The organism is Desulfitispora alkaliphila (assembly GCF_050433185.1).
Taxonomy (GTDB): domain Bacteria; phylum Bacillota; class Desulfitisporia; order Desulfitisporales; family Desulfitisporaceae; genus Desulfitispora; species Desulfitispora alkaliphila.
The window spans coordinates 108,381-127,855 of sequence record NZ_JBNPXS010000001.1 but is presented as its reverse complement, the minus strand read 5'-3'; the positions used below and the strand labels follow the sequence as shown (position 1 = coordinate 127,855).

At 42.4% G+C, this 19,475-nt stretch carries 18 protein-coding genes and 5 tRNA genes; all 23 read left to right on the top strand.

What is annotated here, in order from left to right:
• Nucleotides 1-25: 25 nt before the first annotated feature.
• The 23 genes from rplI to GGQ84_RS00550 all read left to right on the top strand — a co-directional run bounded on the left by rplI (nucleotide 26) and on the right by GGQ84_RS00550 (nucleotide 19,467).
• Nucleotides 26-472, top strand: a complete 447-nt coding sequence (rplI, locus tag GGQ84_RS00660) for a 50S ribosomal protein L9 (protein WP_429157826.1) — start codon at nucleotides 26-28, stop codon at nucleotides 470-472.
• Between the two features lie 8 nt (nucleotides 473-480).
• Entirely contained in the window at nucleotides 481-1,833 is a 1,353-nt protein-coding gene (dnaB, locus tag GGQ84_RS00655; RefSeq protein ID WP_429157824.1) for a replicative DNA helicase, read from the top strand.
• A gap of 143 nt (nucleotides 1,834-1,976) precedes the next feature.
• Complete coding sequence (locus GGQ84_RS00650; protein ID WP_429157822.1) at nucleotides 1,977-3,374, top strand: NAD(P)/FAD-dependent oxidoreductase; 1,398 nt, start codon at nucleotides 1,977-1,979, stop codon at nucleotides 3,372-3,374.
• Nucleotides 3,375-3,405: 31 nt separating this feature from the next.
• Nucleotides 3,406-4,689 (top strand): adenylosuccinate synthase, encoded by a 1,284-nt coding sequence (locus tag GGQ84_RS00645; RefSeq protein ID WP_429157820.1) that lies wholly within the window; start codon nucleotides 3,406-3,408, stop codon nucleotides 4,687-4,689.
• A 153-nt stretch (nucleotides 4,690-4,842) separates the two neighbouring features.
• Nucleotides 4,843-4,918: transfer RNA gene (locus GGQ84_RS00640), tRNA-Lys, on the top strand.
• A 5-nt stretch (nucleotides 4,919-4,923) separates the two neighbouring features.
• Nucleotides 4,924-4,999: transfer RNA gene (locus GGQ84_RS00635), tRNA-Glu, on the top strand.
• Nucleotide 5,000: 1 nt separating this feature from the next.
• Nucleotides 5,001-5,076 (top strand) — tRNA-Val (locus GGQ84_RS00630).
• 15 nt (nucleotides 5,077-5,091) lie between these two features.
• Nucleotides 5,092-5,167 (top strand) — tRNA-Asp (locus GGQ84_RS00625).
• An 11-nt stretch (nucleotides 5,168-5,178) separates the two neighbouring features.
• A tRNA-Phe gene (locus GGQ84_RS00620) sits at nucleotides 5,179-5,254 on the top strand.
• Between the two features lie 122 nt (nucleotides 5,255-5,376).
• Entirely contained in the window at nucleotides 5,377-5,820 is a 444-nt protein-coding gene (locus GGQ84_RS00615) for a universal stress protein (protein ID WP_429157818.1), read from the top strand.
• 83 nt (nucleotides 5,821-5,903) lie between these two features.
• Entirely contained in the window at nucleotides 5,904-6,047 is a 144-nt protein-coding gene (scfA, locus tag GGQ84_RS00610; protein ID WP_429157816.1) for a six-cysteine ranthipeptide SCIFF, read from the top strand.
• Between the two features lie 75 nt (nucleotides 6,048-6,122).
• Complete coding sequence (gene scfB / locus GGQ84_RS00605) at nucleotides 6,123-7,490, top strand: thioether cross-link-forming SCIFF peptide maturase (RefSeq protein WP_429157814.1); 1,368 nt, start codon at nucleotides 6,123-6,125, stop codon at nucleotides 7,488-7,490.
• Nucleotides 7,491-7,492: 2 nt separating this feature from the next.
• Entirely contained in the window at nucleotides 7,493-9,508 is a 2,016-nt protein-coding gene (locus GGQ84_RS00600; protein WP_429157812.1) for a molybdopterin-containing oxidoreductase family protein, read from the top strand.
• Nucleotides 9,509-9,596: 88 nt separating this feature from the next.
• Nucleotides 9,597-11,135, top strand: coding sequence for a hypothetical protein (locus GGQ84_RS00595; protein WP_429157810.1), 1,539 nt, complete (start codon nucleotides 9,597-9,599; stop codon nucleotides 11,133-11,135).
• Nucleotides 11,136-11,348: 213 nt separating this feature from the next.
• Nucleotides 11,349-12,722: a peptidoglycan DD-metalloendopeptidase family protein gene (locus GGQ84_RS00590; protein WP_429157808.1), complete on the top strand. Its 1,374-nt coding sequence runs from the start codon at nucleotides 11,349-11,351 to the stop codon at nucleotides 12,720-12,722.
• A gap of 84 nt (nucleotides 12,723-12,806) precedes the next feature.
• Nucleotides 12,807-13,724 (top strand): thioredoxin-disulfide reductase, encoded by a 918-nt coding sequence (gene trxB, locus GGQ84_RS00585; RefSeq protein ID WP_429157806.1) that lies wholly within the window; start codon nucleotides 12,807-12,809, stop codon nucleotides 13,722-13,724.
• A 378-nt stretch (nucleotides 13,725-14,102) separates the two neighbouring features.
• Nucleotides 14,103-14,372, top strand: coding sequence for a metal-sensitive transcriptional regulator (locus GGQ84_RS00580; RefSeq protein WP_429157804.1), 270 nt, complete (start codon nucleotides 14,103-14,105; stop codon nucleotides 14,370-14,372).
• Nucleotides 14,373-14,386: 14 nt separating this feature from the next.
• Nucleotides 14,387-14,599 (top strand): cation transporter, encoded by a 213-nt coding sequence (locus GGQ84_RS00575; RefSeq protein ID WP_429157802.1) that lies wholly within the window; start codon nucleotides 14,387-14,389, stop codon nucleotides 14,597-14,599.
• Between the two features lie 122 nt (nucleotides 14,600-14,721).
• Nucleotides 14,722-15,702, top strand: a complete 981-nt coding sequence (locus GGQ84_RS00570) for a hypothetical protein (RefSeq protein ID WP_429157800.1) — start codon at nucleotides 14,722-14,724, stop codon at nucleotides 15,700-15,702.
• Nucleotides 15,703-15,706: 4 nt separating this feature from the next.
• On the top strand, nucleotides 15,707-16,120 hold the full coding sequence (locus GGQ84_RS00565; RefSeq protein WP_429157798.1) for a cytochrome c maturation protein CcmE: 414 nt from the start codon (nucleotides 15,707-15,709) through the stop codon (nucleotides 16,118-16,120).
• Nucleotides 16,121-16,132: 12 nt separating this feature from the next.
• Nucleotides 16,133-18,124 carry a heme lyase CcmF/NrfE family subunit gene (locus GGQ84_RS00560; RefSeq protein ID WP_429157796.1) on the top strand — a complete coding sequence of 664 codons (1,992 nt, stop codon included), beginning with the start codon at nucleotides 16,133-16,135 and terminating at the stop codon, nucleotides 18,122-18,124.
• Complete coding sequence (locus GGQ84_RS00555; protein ID WP_429157794.1) at nucleotides 18,125-18,508, top strand: hypothetical protein; 384 nt, start codon at nucleotides 18,125-18,127, stop codon at nucleotides 18,506-18,508.
• Nucleotides 18,505-19,467, top strand: coding sequence for a hypothetical protein (locus GGQ84_RS00550; RefSeq protein ID WP_429157792.1), 963 nt, complete (start codon nucleotides 18,505-18,507; stop codon nucleotides 19,465-19,467). Before GGQ84_RS00555 ends, GGQ84_RS00550 begins: the two co-directional genes overlap by 4 nt.
• Nucleotides 19,468-19,475 lie beyond the last annotated feature (8 nt).

Below are 19,475 nucleotides of genomic sequence, written 5' to 3'. Positions count from 1 at the left end.
AAAAAAGATAGGAGAGGTGATTGCTGTGAAAGTTATCCTACAACAGGATGTAAAGGGAAAAGGGAAGAAGGGTGAAGTGGTAAATGTGGCAGAAGGTTATGCCAGAAACTATCTGCTTCCCAGGAATTTAGCTGTTGAAGCAAATGACGCCAATGTAAAAAAGCTAAAGCAGCAAAAAAATCAAGAAGCGAAAAAGAAAGAACAAGAGCTTAAAGAGGCAAAGAATTTAGTGGAGAAGCTGGAAAAGATCAAAGTAGAAGTGAAAACCAAAGCAGGTGAGGGAGGTCGCCTATTTGGTTCAGTTACCAGTAAAGAGATCACCAAAGTGTTGGAGAAACAACACAAAATTAAAATAGATAAGCGCAAAATTGATCTAAAAGACCCGATTAAAACTCTTGGGGTACACAAGTTGCCAGTTAAGCTTCACCCTGAGGCTTCTGGAACCATGACGGTACACGTAATAGAAGAATAAGTGGGGAGATGGAAGAAGTGAGTGCAGGAGAAGGCAGTAGATTGAGTAAAGTGCCACCTCACAATTTAGAAGCAGAACAATCAGTTCTGGGAGCCATGATGATAGACAAGGAAGCTGTCTATTCCGTAATGGAGATACTTTCGGTGGGAGATTTCTATAGAGATGCCCACAATATTCTTTATGAAGCTATTATGAATTTAAACGAAAAGAGCGAACCTGTAGACCTTATTACAGTTACAGAGGAACTCAGTGCTACAAATAAGTTAGAGCAAGTGGGAGGAGCTACTTATATAGCATCTCTAGCTGAAGGGATTCCTACGGCAGCCAACGTTGAATACTACGCTAAGATAGTATGGGAAAAAGCGCTGCTGCGAATGTTGATTCAAGCATCCACTAAAATAGCTCAGCGAGGCTATGATTCCCCTGATGAAATTGAAGAATTGGTGGATGAGGCAGAACAGCTCATTTTCTCTATAGGCCAAAAAAGGACAAAAGAAGGGTTTACTCCCATTAAAGAGCTGCTTTTAGAGACGGTGGATAAAATTGAGGCTCTATACCAGAATAGGGGACAGGTATCAGGAGTTCCCACCTTTGCAGATTTAGATAGAATGCTGTCTGGTTTGCAAAAATCAGACTTGATTATCTGTGCCGCTAGACCTGCTATGGGGAAAACTAGTTTTTGTCTAAATATAGCTCAATCAGCAGCTGTAAAGCATAATACTCCGGTGGCAGTCTTTAGTCTGGAGATGTCAAAAGATCAGTTAGTGCAGCGGATGCTATGCTCTGACGCTTTAATTGATCAGCAAAAGATGAGGACAGGTAACCTTCAGGAAGGCGATTGGAGTAGGTTAGTGCAAGCTGTAGGTCCCCTTTCAGAAGCCCCTGTATTTATTGATGATACGCCGGCTATTTCGGTTATGGAGATGAGGGCTAAAGCCAGAAGGCTAATGGCAGAGCATGGGTTAGGTCTAATAGTTATCGATTATTTGCAGTTAATGTCCAGTCATCGCAGGGTGGACAGCAGACAACAGGAAATAGCTCAGATATCTAGGGCTCTCAAAGGGCTTGCGCGGGAACTGAATGTACCTGTTATGTGTCTCTCTCAGCTAAACCGGGGGGTAGAACAAAGGCAGGATAAGCGTCCGGTGATGTCGGATCTGTTAGAGAGTGGCTCTATTGAGGCCGATGCAGACGTTGTTTTGTTCATCTACAGAGACGAATATTACGACCCTGAATCTGAAAAGCAGGGGATAGCGGAAATCATTGTTTCTAAGCACAGGCATGGACCTGTAGGTACGGTAGAGCTAGGATTTTTAAAGGAATTTACTAAGTTTGTTAATTTGGAAAAGGGCCGTGGATAATAGAGGATTAAAATACGAATGTTATCGCATTGTGTCGATTTAACATTCGTATTTTTCATTGACACCTGCAAACCCCTCTGTTAGAATTAACATGTTGCTAGTGAGGTTACTATAAAAGCATATAGTAGAAGGGGTGTGGCACCATGAGTAAGGATTATGATGTAATCATAGTAGGTGCAGGTCCTGCTGGTATTTTTGCAGCACTGGAACTGATTGAACAGGATCAAAATGTGAAGATATTGATAGTGGAAAAGGGCGTTGATATCAATAAGCGCAATTGTCCGGCTAAACTAAAGGGAGAGAAGTGTGTATACTGTCGTCCTTGTGGCATTGTCTGTGGCTGGGGTGGCGCTGGAGCTTTTAGCGATGGAAAGTTAACTCTTTCGCCAGATGTAGGAGGAATGTTAGATCAGTATATTGGAGAAGAAGAACTAATAAAGCAAATTGATTATGTAGATAATATATACAAGCAGTATGGAGCTCCAGAAAAAGTATACGGATTAGACCAACAGGATAAAATTGAAGATATTAAGCGGAAAGCGGTTATGGCGGAGCTGAAGTTACTACCGGTTCCCATAAGGCATTTGGGAACGGGCAGAACTGGTCAAATACTAGGTAAGATGAAAGATTTCTTAGCTAGTAAGGGTGTGGATATAAGGTTTAAGACAGGTGTTAAGGAATTAGTAACAGCTAATGAAGTTGCTAAAGGTGTAAAGCTAGAAAATGGGCAAGAGATTACCAGTGATTATGTGATTGTATGCCCTGGCAGGGAGGGTTCTGAATGGCTTGCCAATGAGTCTAAGCGCTTGGGGATAGACACTGCCATTAACCCAGTGGATATTGGTGTTAGGGTAGAATTGCCGGCGCCTGTGATGGACGATTTGACTAAGATAGTCTACGAGTCAAAGCTGATTTATCACTCCAAGACCTTTGACGATAAAGTGAGGACTTTTTGCATGAATCCCTACGGGGAGGTTGTGACTGAAAACAACGACGGGTTGATAACAGTAAACGGTCACAGTCATGCGGAAGTAAAGACCGATAACACAAATTTTGCCTTGCTGGTTAGCAAGACCTTTACGGAGCCATTTAAAGAACCTATTGCCTATGGAAAGTATGTAGCGCGATTGGCAAACCTCTTAGGAGATGGAGTTATAGTTCAGAGGTTAGGGGACTTAATTGCCGGCAAAAGGACTACTACTGAGCGGCTGCAACGAGGTCTAGTAACTCCTACCCTGAAAGATGCAACTCCGGGGGATTTATCTCTAGTGTTCCCATACAGGCACCTAATGTCAATTGTTGAAATGCTTAAAGCTATGGATGTAATCTGTCCGGGTGTGTACTCTAGAAATACTCTGCTCTACGGCGTAGAGGTGAAGTTTTACTCTTCTAGGTTAGAATTAAATAAGAACTTAGAAACTAAGATAAAGAACTTATTTGCCACAGGAGATGGCGCAGGGGTGACCAGGGGGTTAGCCCAGGCATCTGTAGCGGGGGTTGTTTGTGCAAAAGAAATAATTGAACGCAGCAAAAGTAGCTAGTACGGTTTAGAAAGGTGGAGGTGCAGAAAGCATGTCAAGTGTAGTATTGATAGGAGCTCAATGGGGCGATGAGGGTAAGGGGAAAATAACGGACTTTTTAGCTGAAAAAGCAGATGCAGTAGTGCGATATCAAGGGGGGAATAATGCTGGGCACACAGTGGTAGTAGGTGATGAGGAGTTTAAGCTTCACTTAATTCCTTCGGGGATATTGTACCCTGATACAATCTGTGTTATCGGAAATGGTGTAGTAGTAGACCCCCAAGTTTTACTTGAGGAGCTGGAATACCTTAAAGCCCGAAATATTGACGTATCTGGATTGAGGATAAGTACTAATGCACATGTGATTATGCCCTACCACAGGCTCTTAGATGAGCTAGAAGAAGAGCGCAGAGGAGAAAACAAGATAGGTACCACCAAGAGGGGGATTGGCCCTGCATATATGGATAAGGCTGCTCGATCGGGCATTAGGATAGGGGATTTATTAGATCCAGATGAGCTTAAACAGAGACTGGCGGCTGTGTTAGATCAGAAGAATCTATTGTTAGAACGAGTTTATGAAGCTAGGCCTTTAGATATAGAGGATGTTCTGGATAAATATTTGGCCTATGGGGAAAAGATTAAAGAATTTATAGCAGATACTTCTCACCTAATAAATCAGATCTACGATAGAGGTGAGCGAGTTTTATTTGAGGGAGCTCAAGGAACGCTCTTGGACCTAGATCATGGAACGTACCCCTTTGTGACTTCATCTAATCCCATTGCAGGTGGTGCTTGCGTGGGTGTGGGTTTTGGTCCCACGAAGATTGACAAAGTTTTAGGGGTAGTAAAGGCTTACACTACCCGAGTGGGGGAAGGACCATTTCCTACAGAGTTAAATGATGAAGTTGGAGATGAAATCAGGAGGGCTGGACACGAGTTTGGCACCACTACAGGTAGACCTAGAAGGTGCGGTTGGTTTGATATGGTTATGTTCAACTATGCTGTACAGGTGAGCGGTATTAGTCACGTGGCTTTAACCAAATTAGACGTATTGGACGGAGTTGAAAAGATAAAAATCTGTACTGGATATAAGTATAAAGGGGATAAGTTGGAGAGTTTCCCAAACAGTCTCAAGCAATTATCCCTGTGTGAGCCGGTTTATGAGGAGCATCCAGGGTGGATGAGTAGCACTAGTGAAGTTAGGAGTTATGAGCAATTACCTGATGAAGCTAAAAGATATATTGAGCGCATTCAGGAACTATCTAAGGTTAAAACTGCGATTATAGCAGTGGGGCCAAAGCGAGAGCAAACCATAGTTACTGAAAGTCTTTTCTAGAATTCTAATAGCCAAGGACTAGTCCTTGGCTTTCTTTTATAGCATAGAAAAGGTCAAAATAGCATTACCAGAATAAAACATTAAACTTTTTTTTGAAAAACTGTTGACTTTAGGTTCAATATGCTGTAATATCTATACTTGTCGAAAGGAAATGAGCCATTAGCTCAGTCGGCAGAGCACCTGACTTTTAATCAGGGTGTCGAAGGTTCGAATCCTTCATGGCTCACCATTTTTGGCCCGTTGGTCAAGGGGTCTAAGACACCGCCCTTTCACGGCGGTAACACGGGTTCGAATCCCGTACGGGTCACCAAGGGCGATTAGCTCAGCTGGGAGAGCACCTGCCTTACAAGCAGGGGGTCGGCAGTTCGATCCTGTCATCGCCCACCATATTTTTTTTAATGCGGAGCTGTAGTGTAGCGGTTAACATGCCGGCCTGTCACGCCGGAGATCGCGGGTTCGATTCCCGTCAGCTCCGCCATTATATTATCTGCCTCGATAGCTCAGTCGGTAGAGCAGAGGACTGAAAATCCTCGTGTCGGTGGTTCGATTCCGCCTCGAGGCACCATAATAATATCGATATCAAAAACCACTTTCAAGGTGGTTTTTTTTATTTGTGTAGAAAAAAAGGAATTATGGACTTGATGGCTAAATATATGAATATAAAGACAATTTAGGAGGTAGAGACTTGTGTTTAAAAAAATCCTATTTCCCACCAGCGGTTCCCCACTTTGTGGAAAGATAGCTAGAACTATCTGCGGTCTAATTAAAGAAAAGCCCGAAAGAGAAGTTACTATTCTTAATGTGCTAGATCCTCGCCACCATATTCCAGCACAAGTAGACTATGAGCTGGATAAGTGTGGACTTCGTCCAGATGCAGAGGCGATAAAGAACGCAGAACAAGTTTTGAAGAAAGCCATTAAAGTTTTCAAAGAGAACAATGTACCCTATAAGGTAATGGTGAGAAGTGGCGAACCAGTTTGCACTATTATAGAAGTGGCTGATGAAATGCAGTGTGACTTGATGGTTGTAGGTCATCACGGTGAAAGTCGGCTAAGTGACTATCTATTTAAAGGAAACATAACAGCAAGGCTGATTAATGAAGCCGATTGTCCTGTAATTGTAATCAAGTAGAATTGTTGCGTAAAGGCTTATTATAAGATATAATTTATAGGGTTAAGAACATAGGTAAACGTATTAGAAGAGGGGGATTATTTATGACTAAAAAGCACATTGTGACTGTATTTAAGACATCATTGCAGGAAACCGTAAAAAAGGGTGGATGTGGAACCTGTCAGACGTCCTGTCAGTCCGCTTGTAAGACTTCTTGTACAGTAGGAAACCAAGTCTGCGAAAGATAAAAACAAAACCGTCACCAATATGGTGGCGGTTTATTTACACTTATGCAGTGGATATAAATTAGGGGGAAAAGAAAGATGAGTAAAATTCACAAATTTGAAATAGACGGCTTAAAGATAATGTTAGATGTAAATAGTGGCTCTATCCATGTAATAGATCAATTGACTTGGGATTTTATTGATTATTATCAGGAGACTGGTTCCTTGGGTAAAGCTCAAGAGCGATTGGTAGCTGCTTCTAGCTGCTCTGCTATTGATGGGGAAGGAGTGGCTGATGAAGTTAGACAGCTAATTGAGGAGGGAACTCTTTTTAGTGGAGATGAATCCGGGAGCGAATATGTTGTGCCTCAGGACCCAATTGTAAAGGCGTTGTGTCTGCACATATCTCACGACTGCAATCTGCGCTGTAGCTATTGCTTTGCAGGTAGCGGACATTTTGGCGGCCAGCGAGAGCATATGTCCTTAGAGGTTGGGAAAAAGGCCATTGACTTACTATTGGCTACCTCAGGTCCAAGGCAAAATTGTGAAGTGGACTTTTTTGGCGGCGAGCCACTGATGAATTTTGATGTGGTTCAAGAGTTGGTTGCTTACGGAAAGGAACAAGCTAGGCAGCTGGATAAAAATATAAAATTCACGCTAACAACTAATGGGGTTTTGCTCAATGATAAAGTGGAGCAGTTTCTAAATGAAAATCAGATGAGTGTAGTGCTTAGTTTGGATGGGCGACCAGAGGTTAACGATCAAATGCGACCAACCGTATCAGGGAGGGGCTCCTATGATATAATTTTAAAAAACTACAGACGTTTTTGCAGCTCTAGAAATGGGGAAAACTACTATTTGAGGGGAACATATACCAGTAAAAATTTGGACTTTAGTAAGGATGTTCTTCACATGGCCGATGAGGGGTTTACTTCTCTGTCAGTGGAACCGGTTGTTGCTCCACCGGAAGAAGATTATGCTCTAAAGCAGGAGCACATGCCTAAATTGAGAGAAGAATATATTAAACTTGCTCAAGAGTTTTACAAAAGGAAGGAAGAGGGAAGGGAGATTAACTTTTTCCACTTCAACTTGGATCTGAATAGAGGCCCTTGTTTGCCCAAGCGCCTATCCGGATGTGGAGCTGGACACGAGTATTTGGCAGTGACCCCGACTGGAGACCTGTATCCCTGTCATCAGTTTGTAGGTAGAGAAGAGTACAAGCTGGGGACTGTAAGCGATGGTGTGACAAAAAAGGATTTAGTTAAGAAGTTTCAAAATGCCCACATCTATAACAAAGAGGAGTGTACAGAATGTTGGGCTCGTTTCTATTGTTCTGGGGGATGCCATGCCAACTCCCTTGGGGATACTGGAGATATATACAAGCCTTATAAGGTAGGCTGTGAACTTGCAAAAATGCGAATCGAATGCGCCGTTTATCTGCAAGTAAAAAGTGCACTGGAGGGTTAAGTATGTCTGAGGTTTTTAAAACCGGCTGTCCGCTCAACTGTGTTGACGGCTGCCAACTAGAAGTAACGGTTAAGGACAATAAGATCATGAGTATTAGAGGCGGGACAGATAATCCCAATACTAGAGGGTTTACTTGTTCCAAAGCGCAAAAGCAAGTGCGACGCATGGAAAGTGTAGATCGGGTTACTGCGCCTCTTTATCGAGAGGACAGGTTTAGAGATGACTGGCGCCCTATTACCTGGGAAGAGGCATACAGCATTTTGGCTGAAAAGCTACGGCAAATCAAGAAAGAGTATGATTCTAGAGCAGTTTATCATCACTTTGACTACGGGTCCAATGGAATATTAAGGACATTAGATCGTCGCTTCTTCAATGCCTATGGGGGGGTTACTACGTATACTGGCAGTGTTTGTTGGGGTAGTGGCTTTAGAGCACAGGAGTTAGACTTTGGTCAAGTGCAAAGTAGTGATTGGAGTGATTTGAAAAACTCCAAAACCATAATTTTGTGGGGGAGGGACCCTGCGGTCACTAGCATTCACATGGTACCCTATATTAAAGAGGCCCGGGAACAGGGCGCTTCGGTAATTGCTATCAACCCCTTAAAAGTAAAATCCACAGCTTTTTGTGACCAGCACATAGATATAAGACCTGGTACCGATGGGGCTTTGGCTCTTGGTGTGGCTCATGTGATCTTGAATAATCGATGGTTAGACTTTGAATTTGTATCTCAGAATGTAAAAGGTTTTGAGGAATACGCCAAGCTAGTGGCTGAGTATAATCCCCATAAGGTTGCAGCCATCACTGGGGTAGAGCCCAAAGTGATTGAGAATCTGGCGCGTATTGTGGCCAAACATCGGCCAGTTAGTATCCTGATTGGCTATGGTTTGCAGCGATACGGAAATGGGGGAAAAACTGTCAGGGCAATTGATGCTTTGGCGGCGATTACGGGCAATTTGGGTCGGCCTGGTGCCGGTGCTCATTATGCCCAGGGGACCAATGGACAGCTTTTAAATAGCTTAGAGGGTGAGGAGCTGGCAGTTTTCAGTAGAAACTTTCCCGTGAGCAGAGCTGGGGAGGAGATTCTCAATGCACAGGACCCTCCGATTAAAGCCATTTTTGTGACTAGGTCTAATCCGGTTTCTCAATTACCCAATACAGCTAAAGTGAAAGCTGCTTTCAACAGTGTTGACTTTGTAACAGTGGTAGATTATCATCTGAACGACACGGCCATGATGGCTAACTTAGTACTACCCTGTACAACAATATTTGAAGACTGGGATTTGATTAGCACCAGTTGGAACAACTATTTAACACTGGCTAAGCCCATAGTGCCAAGACGAGGAAAGGTAAAGCCGGACTGGGAAATTTTTAGTGAGCTAGCAGCAAAGTTAGAGCTGAAAGGGGTTCCTCAAAGGGAGCCAGAGGAGTGGCTTGGAATTGCTTTAGATACAGATGCAGCTAGACGAGGGGATATTACCTTGCAGGCTCTGAGCCATAAGCCCTGTCGCAATCCCATAACTCCTCAAGTGGCTTGGGAAAAACTAGACTTCAATACGCCTTCGGGAAAAATAGAACTGTACTCTGAAACTGATTTAAAGGAGAGTGGAGATGCCCTCTGTGCTTATGTAGAGCCAGAAGAGATCGGACAAGCTAATCCCTTGAGTCAAGAATTCCCATATATTTTTATGACTCCCCATCCAGAGGGAAAAATGCACTCTCAGTTTGCCCATGAAGAGTCAGAGGAGACTTGGCCAGCGGTGGAAATACACCCGGAGACAGCGGAAAAACATTATGTGAGAAACCTAGATCAGGTAATTGTTGAATCTCCTAGAGGCCAGGTTGTGGGTATGGCGAAACTTACTAGCAGGGTAAGGCCTGATACTGTGGTTATGGAAGACGGTCATTGGATTAAATACGGTGGTGGAATAAACTATTTAACGCCGGATAAAGTGGCCGACTTAGGAGAGGGTACACCTTACTATGACTGTCGCTGTACTTTGCGCAAGGTTACTGAGTAAAATAAAAGTGAGATTTTAAAAATTGTTGAAACTTTTTTCCAGTTCCATCAGTCTAGTAAGAGAGACTAGGAATCAGAGGTGGAGTTTTATGGGTAAGTTGAAGGTATGGCCATTAATTCTCATGATTGCGTTAATATTCTTGGTTGCAGGGTGTACTGATCTGGAGGGAGAGGTTTCGGACGGTACTCTAGGCAATATTGTGAAAAGTGAAAACGGAAAGAATGGAACGGAAGAAGAGACTGAAGAAGCTGACAGCAAGGATCAAGTAAGTATAGACTTTAGCACAAGGGCAGCTGGATTAGAGTTCTTAAAGTTTAATAACAGGAATGTGTTAGGCCCATTTAAGGATGGAATGCCCTACTACAGTATAGCTCCTGATGGCGAAACTATAGCTGTTTGGGGTTGGAGTGATGAGCACGCTATCTGGGTAATAAACGCTGAACTGGACTTGATTAATGCAGTAGTAGTTTCTGGGCACAATGCTTCCTCTGCTCACCTGACTATGGATGTAGCAGGCTGGCTTGATGAGAAGACAATAATTTGTGCTACCGCAGGCGAACACGTTGAGGGAAAAAGATCTGGCCAGCTGGGTACGGGTATATATTTAGCTCATTGGGATGGTACGAAAGAAGAATTGGGCTGGATCGATGGTGAGACACAGCTTAAGCAGTTTTATTTGACGGGGGACCGCCAAGGGGTAGTATTGCAATTAGGGACGCAGGTTTATAGATACGACTTTGCAACAGATGAGCTAGTACAGGTGAAAACAGGTCTGCCCGATTATGACGGTCTTTTTCAAATGCATTCCTCTCCTGATGGGTGGATGTTAGCCTATGTGAGATATGAAAGCGATCAACAGGGGATATATTTACTAGATGTAAAAACCGGAGAAGAGAAGCCCCTTGCAGTAAATGCCAAGTACAATTTTCAACCTATTTGGTCTCCGGACGGAGAGCATATTGCCTTCTTAGCTTCAGATAGAATTGATGGTGGTTTTGATATCATTATGGGTGAAGCTGGGCCCTTGCCTTTGGCCAATAGAGTTAAGGTTATAAATGTTAATGGGGACCATGTGACCTCTCTAGAAATGAGAGATAAGGTGAGTAAACCTGGCTGGAGTCCCAGTGGGGAAAAAATAATGTTTTTAACTGGTGTTCCCGATACTTCTGGGTTTTACTTTGAGCCTCAAATAAAATGGACTGGAATAGGGCTTTGGCAGATGGGTGAGAGCAAGGCAGAAGAGTTAGTTGCGTTGGAGACGGAGCAGCATGTGGAGCTAGCGAGATTTGACTCTCGATCTTCTGAGATATTTTATAGGGAAATTTCCAATAATGGCTATAAACTTTGGGCTTTAGATCCAAAGACAGGTAAAACAGATGTGGTTGTAGAAGCTTCTGGCTGGGATGGAAGCACACTTTTTGCACAAGATAAGCTATACTATCTTCAGAATAAAGGAGCAGGTGAGGAAATATTCCAAACCACTGTGGAAGGAAATAAAGGAGAACAAATAACCAATACAGGTGGATGGAAAACTAATTTAAGTGCTGCAAATGGCAAAATCACATTTGTCCGTGGAGAGAACAGCGCTCCCTACTATTACTTCTTAGAAATTATTTCTGTAAAATAAAATAATACTTCTAAGGCCTGTGTCGATGCTAAGGCTTGGCGCAAGTTAAGTAGGCAGACCCAAGAATAAATACAGGTGGAGCCATAAATGAACTAAAAATTTCGTATTGTTATGAAATACGGGATTAATTTGTAGTTTACTGATTTGGGACGCTGTGATATACTGAAGGACGAGTGAGAGTTTTAAAATGGGTCTTTGTATAGGGGGAGACATATGGCCAGCTTAGACTTAAATAGTTATTTGACAGACAAGGAGAAAAAGCCCGTAGTTATTGGGGCAATAATATTATTGTGTAGTATATTGGCGATTGGACTTTTTGTAGCTAATAGCACTTCTTATGCAGTAGTGGTAGATGGAGAACAAGTAGCTGTAGTCAACAGTGAAGCATTACTAAATCAGGCCTTGGCAGATGTGGCAGAGGATAAAGCACAAGAAATTGGACAGAGTGTCAAGGTTGCTAGTGACCTGGAAGTGAAAGAGATAAAACGGGAGCGAAATACCACTGATTTAGAAAATTTGCGGGAGATATTAGCTGATAAGCTTGCATACACTACAGCAGCAGTAGCTATTGTAGTTGACGGTGAAGAGAAATTAGTAGTAGAAAACCAAGAAATAGCTGAAGAACTGATTGAGAGATTAATAGAAGAATATAAGCCTGGTGAAGACAGTGACTTAGAACTTAAAGACATTGAGATAGTTGAAAGTATTGAGTTTACTGATGCGGAAATAGGAATAGGTGAATTTACTGAAGCAGAAATGGCCTTTAATCTCTTGGCAAATGGAGTGGAAGTAGTAGAAACTTATGAGGTTGTAAGTGGTGATACTCTTTGGACCATAGCTAGAGATAATAATATGCGAGTTGCAGATTTGCAAGAGGCAAATCCGCAATTGGAAACAGAGCTGTTATCAATTGGGCAAGAATTGAGCTTAGTCAAATTAGAGCCCATGGTAAATGTTGTAGCAGAGCTTAAACAGCTTAGAACTGAGGCTATTGCCTTTGAGACAACATATCAAAACAATAGTAATATGTATAGAGGCCAGAATGAAGTAGTTCAGGCGGGCACAAGAGGTGAGAGAGAGGTTACATATCACGTTGTGCAACAGAATGGCCGGACAATGGCCAGAGAAGAGGTAGCTTCAACAGTAGTCAAAGAGCCTCAAAACCGAGTGGTTGCTAGAGGAACTAAAACAATAGTAGCATCAAGAGGCGGAGGAGACGTGGGTAGATTGGGATGGCCAGTAAATGGCACCATCACATCTCCCTTTGGGCCTCGGGGTGGCGGTTATCACCACGGTTTGGATATAGGAGCTAGAACAGGGACATCTATTAGGGCAGCAGATGCAGGAAGAGTGACCTTTTCTGGTTGGAGAGGGGCTTATGGTTATATGATTGAAATAGATCATGGTGATGGGGTTAGTACTCGATATGCCCATAACTCAGCCAATTTAGTTTCGGTGGGTGATAGAGTTTCTAGAGGTCAAGTGATCGGCAGAGTGGGCAGCACTGGTAGAAGTACAGGGCCTCATGTGCATTTTGAAGTGAGGGTAAATGGAAGAGCTCAAAATCCAATAAATTATCTACCATAACATAAATAAAAGTAATTAAAAGCGAAGAAGCTAATACTATTAGCTCTTCGCTTTTTCAAAATATAAGAAAGGTGGTCGACAGGAGTGTATGATGTAGTTATCTTAGGAGGAGGGCCAGCAGGACTTACAGCAGCTTTATATACGGCAAGGGCTGGTATGAAGACATTGGTTTTAGAAAAAACAATGCCGGGGGGACAGGCGGCGCTTACAGAGTGGATTGAAAACTATCCCGGTTTTCCTCAGGGCATAAGTGGACCAGAGTTGATGCAGAAGTTTATGGAGCAGGCAACTAAAGTAGGGGCAGAATTTAAAACTGAAGAGGTAACTTCGGTGGATTTTTCCGGTACAGTGAAAAAACTTACAACTAATAATGGAGAAATAGAAGCTAGTACTGTAATTGTAGCTACTGGAGCACAAGCTCGCAAGCTTGCTGTTTTAGGTGAAGAAAAGTTTACTGGAAGAGGTGTTTCCTACTGTGCCACCTGCGATGGTGCTTTTTTTAAGGACAAAAAAGTAGCAGTAGTAGGCGGTGGAGATTCAGCAGTGGAAGAGGCCATCTTCTTAACTAAATTTGCTTCAGAAGTTTTGCTGATTCATCGAAGAGATGAATTGCGAGCCACAAAAATTCTTCAGGAACGGGCCTTTAAGAACCCCAAGATAAAGCTCATATTTGATACAGTTGTGGAAGAAATAAAAGGTGAAAGCGCTGTAACCCATGCAATCCTGCACAATAAAAAGACTGAGGAAAAGCGAGAGGAAAAGCTTGACGGTGTCTTTGTCTTTGTGGGGACAGTGCCCAATACTGAGTTCCTAGAAGGTGCAATTGAATTGACCAGCCTAGGGTACATAACTACTCACTCGTATCTAAAAACCTCTGTGCCTGGAGTTTTTGCAGCAGGTGATGTGCGAGAGACTTACTTGCGCCAGGTATCAACTGCTGTGGGAGATGGAGCTACAGCAGCTATGGCCGCAGAGCATTATCTAGCGGAGTTAAACGGGTAGTCTCTTTTGGAATATGGTGACAATTGAAATTCCTTGTAGGAGATGTTATAATTTATAGGAAGTAGGTTTTAGTTTCCACAAGGGAGGGATTATATCATGGTAATGCGTCACTTGCGTAGAAAAAATGCTGCTACTAGAAAGTTTTTTATGGTGTTAGCTTTGCTAATTATCGCGGGACTAGTTGGCTCTTCACTTGTTGGAGTTTTTGCCTTTTAATTGTATGAAAATATGGACCACACATATAATAACTGCTCTATTTGGGGCAGTTATTTTTTTAGCTTCCAATTGCCGAGGGTTTGTCAAACCTTCCCCTCGATAAACTTGACAATCATCCAGGCTGAAATTATACTAAACATATTAGCTATAGGGGGTATGGGTATGCAGGATGAACAAACTAAAAAGGACCTGTTGCTTCGCCTCAAAAAAATAGAAGGACAAGTTCGCGGCGTGCAGAAAATGATTGATGACGATCGCTACTGTGTAGACCTGCTGATACAACTGGCAGCCATAAGATCTGGTGTTAACAAAGTGGGATTGTCCATCTTAGAAAATCACACTAAAGGTTGTGTTGCCAAGGCTGTCAAAGATGACCGGGGTGACCAGGCTATAGACGAATTGATGGAAGTGATAAATAAATTTATCAAATAGTGGAGGTGTTTTTTATGGCAGTAGAAGTCAAGGTGAAGGTTGAAGGCATGAGCTGTGGTCATTGTAAAGCGGCAATTGAAGGTGCCCTTGCCAAAACAGCTGGAGTAGAAAACGCAGTAGTAGACTTAGAAGCTAAGATAGCTACAGTGAATTATGACCCGGAGCAAGTAGAACTGAGTGTTATTAAAGAAAAAATTGAAGAACAGGGATTTGATGTAGTAGGTTAATAAAAGACTCTGCCCTCAGGCAGAGTCTTTTTCACAAATAAATCACATTTAGTTCATAGATGTGTAATAATTAGGTGGCACAATTTAAAGTGAGTACTTATAAATCTTTGGGGAGGATTTTGATGAGGCGATGGCAGCGTACCAACTATCCGGTGCTGATTATCTGTGCTATTCTATCGTTGCTAATATGGGTTCCGACTGCTAATGCTACTGGTCAGAAGCTGTTGGAGTTAGAGGAGCTAGTAATAAGCCTCTGGCCTGAATACGATAAACCAGCTGTCCTGGCAATCTACAGTGGAGAATTGAAAAACATAGGGAGTGAGCCTTACGAGGGCAGGATAAAATTAAATATACCAAATCAGGTTACACAAGTTCAGGTAGTTGCAGAAACTGAAGCTGGAAAGTTGTATGTACCTTATGAGATTAGTGAGCGAGAGGACAAAAATGTAATATCATGGCAACTATCCAATGAACTATTACCTGGGAAAACCCATTCTTTTACCTTGGAGTTTTACTGTAAGCCCTTAGGGGAACAGCAAGAGAGGGAGTTTCAGTTTGATTATATAGCCTCTTATAAAACCGAGAAGCTCACTTGGGATATTAAAAGTCCCTATGATAGTTATAACTTTGTTACTATACCTGAGTTAGAAGCACTGGGGACTGATCCGGGTGGATTTAATGTTTATCGCAAAACTAAAAATAAGCTAGATATCAACCAGGTAGAGACAGTTTCTGTGCAGTACTATCGAGAAAAGGAAGAGCCCTCGATAGTCAGGGCCACAGCAATTATAGACGATGGTCAAAGCACCCTAGCAGACAGTCCTGCTTTTAGAAGTCATAGTTCTACCGCATTAGTGATGTTAATAGGTTTTGCTTCAATGCTATCTTTCTTCATCTTTTATGCAACCAGAACCAATAAGGAAGAGCAGGATGGTGAGATTTCCGCTGATTTTTCCAGTGAGTATAGAGATAGTAGTATAAAATCCAACGAAGAGGTAGAAGCTGAGATTATGGGAAAAATAAGGAAATTATTGCTAGAAGACAAGATAAGTGAAGAGACTTATCAACTAATAATAAACGAAATAGGTAAAAATAGGAGGTAATGGGATGAAAGCTAAAACAAAACTCATAATTGCAGCTGCTATTATAATCATAACAATTGGAACATTAATGGTTATGGGTATTTCCTCTACTTCGGGCAATATGGTGACAGTACAACAAGTTCTGGCAGCTGATGCCAATTATGAAGACAGATTATTGCGAATTGAGGCAGACCTAGTTCCTGGATCTGTAAATTGGAGCGCGGAAAAAGTTGAACTGACCTTTCAAGTTACCGATGGGGAAAGAAAGCTAAATGTTCTTCACCATGGGATCCAGCCTGACAACTTTTACGAAGGGGTAGAAGTAATCCTTCAGGGCAGATACCACGATAGTGAAGAGCTATTTATAGCAGAATCTGTGCAGACTAGATGTCCCAGCAGCTATGAAGAAGATGTGCGAGAACAAGGAACTGATAAATAAGGAGGAAAGATAATGCTTCCAGAAATAGGATCAATAGCTTTAATGATAGCGCTAGCTATAAGTATTTATGTAATTGTGGCATACCTCATTGGAGCAAATACTAAAAATAATAAGCTCTTAGAAAGTGCAAAAGGGGGAGTGGGAGCTGTTGCTTTATTAACAGGGTCTGCTTCTGCAATTTTATTTTATTCACTATACACAAGTGACTTTTCAGTTCAATATGTAGCGCGGTATACTAGCACCGATTTACCCTTGTTTTACAAACTTGCGGCTTTTTGGGCTGGGAACTCGGGCTCATTATTGCTGTGGCAACTGATTTTAACCATCTATGCAGCGGTTGTTGCCTATTCAAAGAAACATCATCTTGCTAAAATGACACCTTATGTTGTTAGCATTCTTATGTTAAATGTGGTGTTCTTCTTTTTCATGCTCAACTTTGTAGACAATCCCTTTACAAGAATACCTAATCCCCCTGCAGAAGGTAATGGACTAAACCCTATGCTGCAGCACCCGGGAATGGTTTTTCATCCGTTGACTCTGTTTTTGGGTTATGTGGGTTTTGCAGTACCCTTTGCCTATGCTATGGCGGCATTATATTTGAGAAGAGTGGATGATGCCTGGATTAAAGTTACTAGAAGATGGACGGTGTTTGCCTGGTTGTTCTTAACCTTGGGGAACTTGTACGGCGGTCAATGGGCATATGTGGAATTGGGCTGGGGCGGCTATTGGGCCTGGGACCCAGTGGAAAATGCCTCCTTCATGCCGTGGCTAACTGGAACAGCCTTCCTTCACTCGGTAATGATTCAGGAACGGAAGGATATGCTTAAGATTTGGAATGTGGGCTTAATTATCACCACATATTGTCTAACCTTATTCGGAACGTTCTTAGTTCGAAGTGGTGTCCTTTCATCGGTACACTCCTTTGCAGATTCGAATATTGGTGTATTCTTCTTATTTTTCTTGTTACTAATGCTATTAGGGGCCATTTACAATGTGCTAAACAGAACGGATGTCTTAAAGCAGGAATCGGAGTTTCAGTCTGTAGTGTCTAAGGAAAGTAGCTTCTTAATAAATAATCTCTTGTTGGTTGGGAGTGCCTTTGCCGTATTTTGGGGAACTATTTTCCCAGTGGTTTCCGAAGCAGCAACAGGGGTAAAGATTACAGTAGGGGAGCCCTTTTTCAATCAGGTCAACGGCCCCATACTGCTGGCAATGCTGTTAGTGATGGGAATTTGTCCACTAATAGCGTGGCAAAAATCTACCCTTGAAAATTTACGTAATAACTTCTTGCTGCCCATGGTAACAAGTTTGGTGATTGGTATAGGCCTGTTCTTCTATGGAATTCAAAACTTAGCAGCACTTTTGAGTTATATAGTCTGCGCTTTTGTGTTGTTAACCCATGCTCAAGAATTTTATCGGGGCACAAAAGTGCGACGCAAAATTACGGGAGAAAATCACTTGCTAGCCTTGATAAGGCTTAGCTTGAAAAACAGGCGCCGCTACGGTGGTTATATAATCCACATGGGAATTATCTTCATGGCTATTGGGATAATTGGCTCAAATTTTTACAATGTAGAGACAACTAGAAGCGTAAGAGCTGGTGAGCAAATTGAAATAGCCGACTATACTCTGAATTTCAATAAACTGTCCTCCCGTAGAGAGGGAGCCAACGAAGTAGTTTTTGCCGATATTGATGTTTATCGCAACGGTAGCTATTATACCAACTTACAGCCTGAGAAAATCTTTTATCCCACGTGGCATCAGCCTAGAACAGAGGTAGCTATCAAGGGAACATTGCGAGAGGACCTGTATATAATCTTAGCAGGCTGGGATCAAGATGGAACTACGGCTTTAACCGTACACGTAAATCCTTTGGTGCAATGGTTGTGGATTGGTGGATATGTATTAGTTTTAGGGACCCTCTTTGCCCTTTGGCCGGGAAGGGGTAGCGAACTGGGGCCCAAATATACAAAAGCGTTAACTGAACAAAGTGAGGTGAAATAGGTGGATATTTTTGCTATACTATTAGGAGTAGTGTTAATTGCTGCCAGTGGTTTAATGGTTGGGATGCCTTTAATGAATAATCAAAGTCCAGATTACGGGCGCAGGGAAAGTGAGATAGAGAATGAAGAGACTCCCGAGAAAAAGCGGGAGGCCATATTCTCTATCCTCAATGAAATAGAGTTCGACTACCAGACAAATAAACTTTCAGAAGGAGATTATTCGGCCCTAAAGGACAAGTACAAAACCCAGGCCTTAGCCCTTATGAAAGAGGAAACTGACGAAAAACCTGAAATCCAAGTGGACTTAGGCCAGTTGGAAGCAGAAATAGATGCGGAAATAGAAGCCGAAGTGGCAAAAATGCTTGAAGGGGATAAGGAGAAGTGATGAGAGCTACCAGAAAATTAATGACCATAATCTTCAGCGCTTTATTGCTCCTGTTGGCAGTGATGGGGGCTCAGGCAAGCGCTGAAGAGCAGATTGAAATTGAGGTACACCACTTATTAATTAGAGAAGTGGGAGAAGGACTTGAAGTTAGAGAAATTATCACAATTCAAAACTCAGGGGAAGAAATAGAGCCTACAGAAGAAAATCCAGAAACTCTGAGGATCTCCCTTCCCTTTAGTTACACAACACTGGTTTTTAATGCAGGTGTGGAAACTGAGGATGACTTTGAGGCTACAGGAGATGGGTTGGCTTTATTGGTACCCATAGAGCCTGGGGAAATAAACCTAGACTTCACCTACATTCTAAAACCCCATAACCAAAACTATGTTCTGGACAAGGAAATTTACTACCCTACGGAAAGCATTCACTTTTTACTTACTGAGGGCTTAACCATGACCGATGAGAACTTAGTGCATGGTGGCCTGTTAACAATGGGTGAAATAGTAGTCAACCAGTATTCATGGGAAGAACCAGCTCCTGGAGAGAGATTTATGTCTATTATTTCTCGTGAAGAGGCTGAGTCTACTGGTGCCCTAGAACGGGGTTATAGTTCTGATGGTTTTCACAGTGAAGCCCATCTAAGGTTTTGGCGGATGTCACCCTTTAGTGGTGTAGAGCCCCACTTATTTTTGCTGGTATTAGTTGCTATAATCGGAGCAGCAGTATATTTTACGGTTAAATACACTAAGAAGTCAGATAAGACTAACCAAGATGAAGGCAACACAGATCAAGTGAAACAATTGGAAGCAAAGCAGCAGATTTTGCTTCGAAAGCTGGCAGATCTAAAAAGGCAACATCAGGCCGGAGAGATTGATGATGATAGATTAGAGAAGCTAACTAAGGCCTATAAAGAAAAGTTAAAAGAAGTAAAAATTCAGTTGAAGCAAATGGGCCGCTAGGGGTGAAC

What these genes read in the sequence shown, in the direction of transcription:
- dnaB (WP_429157824.1), top strand. Translation starts at nt 481, where the DNA reads ATGGAAGAAGTGAGTGCAGGAGAAGGCAGTAGATTGAGTAAAGTGCCA.
- GGQ84_RS00650 (WP_429157822.1), top strand. Translation starts at nt 1,977, where the DNA reads ATGAGTAAGGATTATGATGTAATCATAGTAGGTGCAGGTCCTGCTGGT.
- GGQ84_RS00645 (WP_429157820.1), top strand. Translation starts at nt 3,406, where the DNA reads ATGTCAAGTGTAGTATTGATAGGAGCTCAATGGGGCGATGAGGGTAAG.
- scfA (WP_429157816.1), top strand. Translation starts at nt 5,904, where the DNA reads ATGACTAAAAAGCACATTGTGACTGTATTTAAGACATCATTGCAGGAA.
- scfB (WP_429157814.1), top strand. Translation starts at nt 6,123, where the DNA reads ATGAGTAAAATTCACAAATTTGAAATAGACGGCTTAAAGATAATGTTA.
- GGQ84_RS00600 (WP_429157812.1), top strand. Translation starts at nt 7,493, where the DNA reads ATGTCTGAGGTTTTTAAAACCGGCTGTCCGCTCAACTGTGTTGACGGC.
- GGQ84_RS00595 (WP_429157810.1), top strand. Translation starts at nt 9,597, where the DNA reads ATGGGTAAGTTGAAGGTATGGCCATTAATTCTCATGATTGCGTTAATA.
- GGQ84_RS00590 (WP_429157808.1), top strand. Translation starts at nt 11,349, where the DNA reads ATGGCCAGCTTAGACTTAAATAGTTATTTGACAGACAAGGAGAAAAAG.
- GGQ84_RS00580 (WP_429157804.1), top strand. Translation starts at nt 14,103, where the DNA reads ATGCAGGATGAACAAACTAAAAAGGACCTGTTGCTTCGCCTCAAAAAA.
- GGQ84_RS00575 (WP_429157802.1), top strand. Translation starts at nt 14,387, where the DNA reads ATGGCAGTAGAAGTCAAGGTGAAGGTTGAAGGCATGAGCTGTGGTCAT.
- GGQ84_RS00570 (WP_429157800.1), top strand. Translation starts at nt 14,722, where the DNA reads ATGAGGCGATGGCAGCGTACCAACTATCCGGTGCTGATTATCTGTGCT.
- GGQ84_RS00565 (WP_429157798.1), top strand. Translation starts at nt 15,707, where the DNA reads ATGAAAGCTAAAACAAAACTCATAATTGCAGCTGCTATTATAATCATA.
- GGQ84_RS00560 (WP_429157796.1), top strand. Translation starts at nt 16,133, where the DNA reads ATGCTTCCAGAAATAGGATCAATAGCTTTAATGATAGCGCTAGCTATA.